Here is a 5691-nt window from a genome sequence, read left to right as displayed (position 1 = left end):
CGCGAACGCCGAGCCGTTGTTGTTCGCCGCCGACGTGAAGGCGTAGAGCACCTCGCTCAGGCCGTGGACGCCCGGGTTCAGGATCGAGGTCGACTCGACGTCGAGCGGCGCGGACACGTCCGAGAAGACGAGGTCGTAGCCGCCCTCGTGGAGCAGGAGGCCGACGAAGCCGCGACCGATGTTCCCGGCTCCGAAGTGGACGGCCTTCATGCGTTGACGGAGCCCGACAGGGCCTGGAACAGCTCCTCGGGGGAGGAGGCGGCCTTCAGGCGCGCGACGTCGTCCTCCTCGGAGAAGAGGATGGCGATCTGCGACAGGATCTCGAGGTGCTCGTCGCCCTTGCCGGCGATGCCGATGACGAAGGTGACGGGCTCCCCGCCCCAGTCGACGCCGCCGTCGTAGCGGACCACCGACAGGCCGGACGTCAGGATGGCCTGCTTGGTCTCGTTGGTGCCGTGGGGGATGGCGAGTTCGTTGCCCATGTAGGTGGACACCGTCTCCTCGCGCTGCTGCATGGCGGCGAAGTATTCGCCGGTGACCGAGCCGGCGGCTTCGAGCAGATCGGCGGCTTCCTTCATCGCCTCCTCGCGGGTGGCGCTGCCGGGGTGGATGCGAACGGATTCGATGCGGAGGACGTCCGACATGGTTCTCGCCTTTCTCGTCGTACTGTCCAGCCTCGCAAACCACGGGCCGGACGGGAAGACGCCAGGGGCCGGGGTTGTGCCCCAGCCCCTGGCGTGTGGGAGTTACTTCGCCTCGTGCTGGCTGCGGACCATCTCCACGACCTCGTCGTACTTCGGCGAGTTCATGAAGTTGTCCACCGAGACGTGGATCGCGTCGGGGTTCTGCGCCTTCGCGCGGTCGGTCAGCTGGTTCTGCGTGATGACCAGGTCGGCCGTGCCGTCGAGGTTCGCGATCGCCTGGTTGGTGACCGTGACGCCCTCGATGCCCGCCTTCTTGATCTTGTTGCGCAGGACGCTGGCGCCCATTGCGGAGGAGCCCATGCCGGCGTCGCAGGCGAACACGATCGTGTTCAGCTGCTTCGTCGCCACGGCGCCCCCGAGGCCGTCCAGGGCGCCCTCGACGTCGCGGTCGGCGGAGGCGAGCACGTCGTCGTTCGACGTACGGCCCCGCAGCGCGCCGAGCGTCGCGGACTCCTTGCCCTTGTTCGCCTCGGTCGCAGCGATCGCGGCCGACAGGTCGCCGGCGCCCTCGGTGGCGAGGTCGCGCTTGCGGGTGCGGATGAGGAACAGCGCCGACAGGAGGAACGAGACCGTCGCCGAGAGGATCACCGAGAGGATGACGCCCACGTAGCTGTCCGGCGCGGTGGCCAGCAGCACGGCGATGATGCTTCCCGGAGCCGCGGGGAAGCGCAGACCACTGTTGAAGATCGCGTTCGTCGCGACGCCGGTCATACCGCCCGCGATGACCGAGAGGAACAGGATCGGCTTCATCAGCACGTAGGGGAAGTAGATCTCGTGGATGCCACCGAAGAACTGGATGATGATCGCGCCCGGGGCCGAGGCCTTGGCCGCGCCGACGCCGAAGAAGGTGAAGGCGAGGAGGACGCCGAGACCGGGTCCGGGGTTGGCCTCGATGAGGAACAGGATCGACTTGCCGGTCTCGGCGGCCTGCTGGATGCCGAGGGGCGTGAACACACCGTGGTTGATGGCGTTGTTGAGGAACAGCACCTTGGCGGGCTCGACGATGATCGAGAGCAGCGGGAGCAGACCGACGCTGACCAGGCCGTTGACGATGCTGCCGAGGAACGAGCTGATCGCCGAGAAGACCGGGCCGAAGCCGAAGAAGCCGGCGATGGCGAGGAGCATGCCGAGGATGCCGGCGGAGAAGTTGTTCACGAGCATCTCGAAGCCGGGGCGGATCTTGCCGTCCCACAGCTTGTCCATCTGCTTGGTGATCCAGGCCGCGAGCGGACCCATGATCATCGCGCCGAGGAACATCGGGATCGTGGTGCCGACGATGACACCCATGACCGCGATCGAGGCGACCACGCCACCGCGCTCGCCGTAGACCATGCGGCCACCGGTGTTCGCGATCAGCAGGGGCAGCAGGTACGTGATCATCGAGGCGACCAGACCCACGTACTGCGGGAAGGTCGTGCCGTCGGGGTTGGCCGCCAGAGTGGTCATGGCGTGCTGCCAGCCCACCTTGCCGGCGTCACCGAAGCCGCCGAGCATGTCGGCGACCGGGTACCACTTGCCCAGCCAGCCGGCCGAGATGAAGAGGGTGGTGATGAGGCCCCACGCGATGAAGGCCGCGATGTTGGGCATGATCATGCCGGAGAGGAACGTGCCGAATCGCTGGACCGCGACGCGTGCACCTCCCGGCTTGTTGGCTGTAGACGCCGTCGTCATTGCTGTGTCTCCTTGTTGTGGGATGCGACCGGGGTCGCGGGGTGTCGAGCGGCTCAGGCCGCGGGGGATGCGGAGGCTGCCTGAGCGGCCTCCCGAGCGGAGGCCGCGTCGTCGGCGGCCAGGGCTGCCTCGGCGATGCGGCGCGCGTCGTCGAGAGAGTGGGTGAGCAGCGAGGCGCGGACGTCCGCGAGGGCGTTGGCGCCATCGACAGCGTGGTCGCGCCGAGGCCGACGAGCACCACGGCGAGCAGCGGGTCGGCCGCCGCTTCGCCGCAGATGCCGACGGGCTTTCCGTTCGCGCGGCCGGCGGCGCCGACCTCGCGGATGAGGCGCAGGACGGCGGGATGCCACGGGTCCTGGAACGATGCGACCGAACCGAGCAGCCGGTCGGCGGCGAGCGTGTACTGCGTCAGGTCGTTCGTGCCGATCGAGGCGAAGTCGGCGATCTGCAGGATGCGGTCGGCGAGCAGCGCCGAGGAGGGGACCTCGACCATGACGCCCGTGGTCTTGAGGCCGTACTCCTTGGCGAGGGTCGTGAAGTAGCGGGTCTCCTCGACGGTCGACACCATGGGCGCCATGACCCACAGGTCGGCAGGGCCCGCCGCGGACTTCCGGGTCTCGGCATCCGCTTCGGCGAGGGCGGTGAGCTGCTCGCGCAGGATGTCCTCGCTCGCGCGGAGGGCGCGCAGACCTCGGAGGCCGAGCGCGGGGTTCTCCTCGTGCGCGTCGTTGAGGAAGGGGAGGGGTTTGTCGGCGCCGGCGTCGAGCACGCGCACGACCACCTTCTTGCCGGGGAAGGCGCTCAGCAGCTCGATGTACGCGGCGCGCTGCTCCTCGACGGTCGGGGCGGAGCTGGAGCTGAGGAAGAGGAATTCGGTGCGGAAGAGACCCACGCCCTCGGCGCCGAGCTCGACGGCCTCCGCGGCGCCGCCGGGCTTGCCGAGGTTCGCGAGCAGCGGGACCTTGGTGCCGTCGGACAGCGCGCCGTCCGTGATCGGGGCGGAGGCCGCAGCGGCTCGCGCGTCGGCGCGGTTCTTCGCCCGCTCGAGGTCGTCGGCGCTGGGGTCGACCGTGACGACGCCCGCAGCGGCATCCACGATCACCGTCTGACCGTCGACGAGGTCCTTCGCTCCGCTCGCGCCGACGACGGCGACGATCGACTTCTCCCGGGCGAGGATCGCGGTGTGCGAGGTGGGCCCGCCCTCGGTCGTGACGAGCGCGAGCACCTTGTCGAGGTCGAGGAGCGCCGTGTCGGCGGGGGCGAGGTCCTTCGCGACGAGCACGAACGGGTGGCCCGGATCCGGGATGCCGGGAGCCGCGACGCCGCGGAGGCGCGCGATGACCCGCTGCGCGACGTCGTCGAGGTCGGCGGCGCGCTCGCCGAGGTAGCCGCCGAGCGCGACGAGCTGCTCGCGGAAGGAGGCGAAGGCGTCGTGCACGGCGAACTCGCCGTTCTTACCCGCGGCCAGGCGCGTGTCGACCTCGGCTTCGAGGGTCGGGTCCTCGGCGATCATCGCCTGCGCCTCGAGCACATCGCGCGCAGCGCCGCCGGCCTGCGCGCCCCGCGCCTCGAGCTCGCGCGCGACGGCGGCAACGGCCTCGCGAACACGGGCCGTCTCCTCCTCGACCGAGCGATCGCTGGGGGTGTCCTTCGGGGCGGGGAGGGGCTCCGCCATGCGCGCGATGGGTCCCTGGGCGACGCCAAGTCCGATACCGACTCCGCGAAGTTCCGTCATGTTCCTGGTGTTCCTTTACTCGGCGTCGTGGTCGGTGGTCAGCAGCTCGGCGAGGCGCTCGAGCGTCGCCTCGGCGGTGTCGCCGTCGGCCGTGAGAGTCACGTAATCGCCCTGCTCGAGGCCGAGGGCGATGATCCCCAGGATGCTGGCGGCGTTGACCGGGGCGCCCGCGTCTTTCGCGATCGTCACCGGGATGCCAGACTCTTTCGCCGCCTGCGCGAAGAGCTTCGCGGGGCGGGCGTGCAGGCCGCGCGACGATCCGATGCGGACCGTCCGGGTGATCTGGGGCATGGGGTTCCTTTCCGGTGGCGGGTCAGACGGTGTCCGCGGATTCCCGCGCGCCCATCGCCTCTTCCACGAGAGCGAGCGTGCGGGTACCGGTCAGGTCGGAGAAGACGTCCTCGGGGAGCAGCACGACGCGTACCCCCCGTGTCGCGGCATCCTGTCGGATCCGCTCGAACTCGGGACCGAGGTGCGGGCCGACGAGAACGATGTCGGTCGCGGGCAGGTCGATCGGGAGCGACTGCACGGTCCCCGCCGAAGCGGAGTACGGGAGGCCGCGATCGTGGGCGGCGCGCTGTACACGCTGTGCGACGAATGTGCTCGACGCACCCGCGCCGCACACCACGAGGATCTTCATCGACCCGCCTCCTTTCCCTCGATTCTGCGCACCGCCGTTCACAGCGGACAACCAGGTTCGTTTCCCACCCCCCGGAACGTGGATGCCGCGCCCCCGGCGCCGGGGGTGACCTCGCGTGGTTGGATGGGGGAAGCGTTGCCGTTCCAGGGGCGGCGCGGAGGACGGATCGTGACGACGAAAGCTCGGCAAGACCGCCTGCTGGCCTTGCTGTTGCGGGACGCGGAGTGGTCCACCGCGGCGTCGCTGGCGGATGCGCTGGGTGTGACGCCGCGCAGCGTGCGTTCGTACGTGACGGCGGTCAACGCCCGCGTCCCCGGGGGCGCGGCGATCGAGTCGGGCCCGCTCGGCTACCGCGCCGGCGCGGACGCGGCCCTCGCCCTGCGCGCCGGGTCGCCCGCCGACAGCGGCACGCCCCGTGATCGTCTGCACACTCTCGTCCGGCGTCTCCTCGACGCGGCCGACGGCATCGACGTCTACGAGACCGCCGACTCGCTGCACGTCAGCGCCGCGACCCTCGAGGCGGATCTCGCGCGCGTACGCGGGCTGCTCGGCGGGACCGAACTGACCCTCGAGCGCTCGGCATCCACGGCTCGCCTCCGCGGGACCGAAGTCGCCCAGCGGCGGCTGCTGTCCAAGCTCGCGCACGACGAGATGGATGCCGGCATGTTCGACCTCGACGCCCTCCGGCGCACGCTGGGCGAGAGGTCGGTCGGGGCGCGCGCGTTCGGACCGTTCAAGGCCGAGCTGGTCGCCGAACTCGGCGCCCTCGGTTACTTCGTGAACGAGATCGGCATCGGCGACGTCGTCATGCACATCGCGATCGCCGCCGATCGGGTCACGCGCGACCGGGGCCTCGGGGCGGCGGCGGGAGAGTCCTCGGATGCCGTGGACGCCGTCGCGGATCTCCTCGACCGGCTGACCCTCAAGCACATCGGCGTGCA

General features: G+C 70.3%; 5 protein-coding genes and 2 pseudogenes. 1 reads left to right on the top strand and 6 read right to left on the bottom strand.

Annotation, left to right across the window (positions count from 1 at the left end; translation table 11 throughout):
* The 6 genes and pseudogenes from I5G_RS26640 to I5G_RS18100 all read right to left on the bottom strand — a co-directional run.
* Positions 1-210, bottom strand: a 210-nt coding sequence (locus tag I5G_RS26640; RefSeq protein ID WP_026096067.1) for a potassium-transporting ATPase subunit KdpA, incomplete at its 3' end; no start/stop codon positions are given.
* On the bottom strand, positions 207-644 hold the full coding sequence (locus tag I5G_RS18120; protein ID WP_022880320.1) for a PTS sugar transporter subunit IIA: 438 nt from the start codon (positions 642-644) through the stop codon (positions 207-209). The genes I5G_RS18120 and I5G_RS26640, both read right to left, overlap by 4 nt.
* Positions 645-746: 102 nt before the next feature.
* Entirely contained in the window at positions 747-2375 is a 1629-nt protein-coding gene (locus I5G_RS18115) for a PTS mannitol transporter subunit IICB (RefSeq protein WP_022880319.1), read from the bottom strand.
* Positions 2376-2428: 53 nt separating this feature from the next.
* A pseudogene (ptsP, locus tag I5G_RS23490) lies at positions 2429-4110 on the bottom strand (phosphoenolpyruvate--protein phosphotransferase).
* Between the two features lie 15 nt (positions 4111-4125).
* Positions 4126-4401, bottom strand: a complete 276-nt coding sequence (locus tag I5G_RS18105; RefSeq protein ID WP_022880318.1) for an HPr family phosphocarrier protein — start codon at positions 4399-4401, stop codon at positions 4126-4128.
* 22 nt (positions 4402-4423) lie between these two features.
* Positions 4424-4750 (bottom strand): PTS sugar transporter subunit IIB, encoded by a 327-nt coding sequence (locus I5G_RS18100; RefSeq protein WP_022880317.1) that lies wholly within the window; start codon positions 4748-4750, stop codon positions 4424-4426.
* Positions 4751-4918: 168 nt separating this feature from the next.
* On the opposite strand from I5G_RS18100, the pseudogene I5G_RS18095 reads away from it, so the two are divergent.
* Positions 4919-5691: pseudogene (locus I5G_RS18095) on the top strand (transcriptional antiterminator); the annotation flags it as partial.

This window comes from Microbacterium sp. B19 (assembly GCF_000333395.1).
In the GTDB taxonomy this organism is placed as follows: Bacteria; Actinomycetota; Actinomycetes; order Actinomycetales; family Microbacteriaceae; genus Microbacterium.
This window is presented reverse-complemented; position numbering and strand designations above follow the sequence as displayed.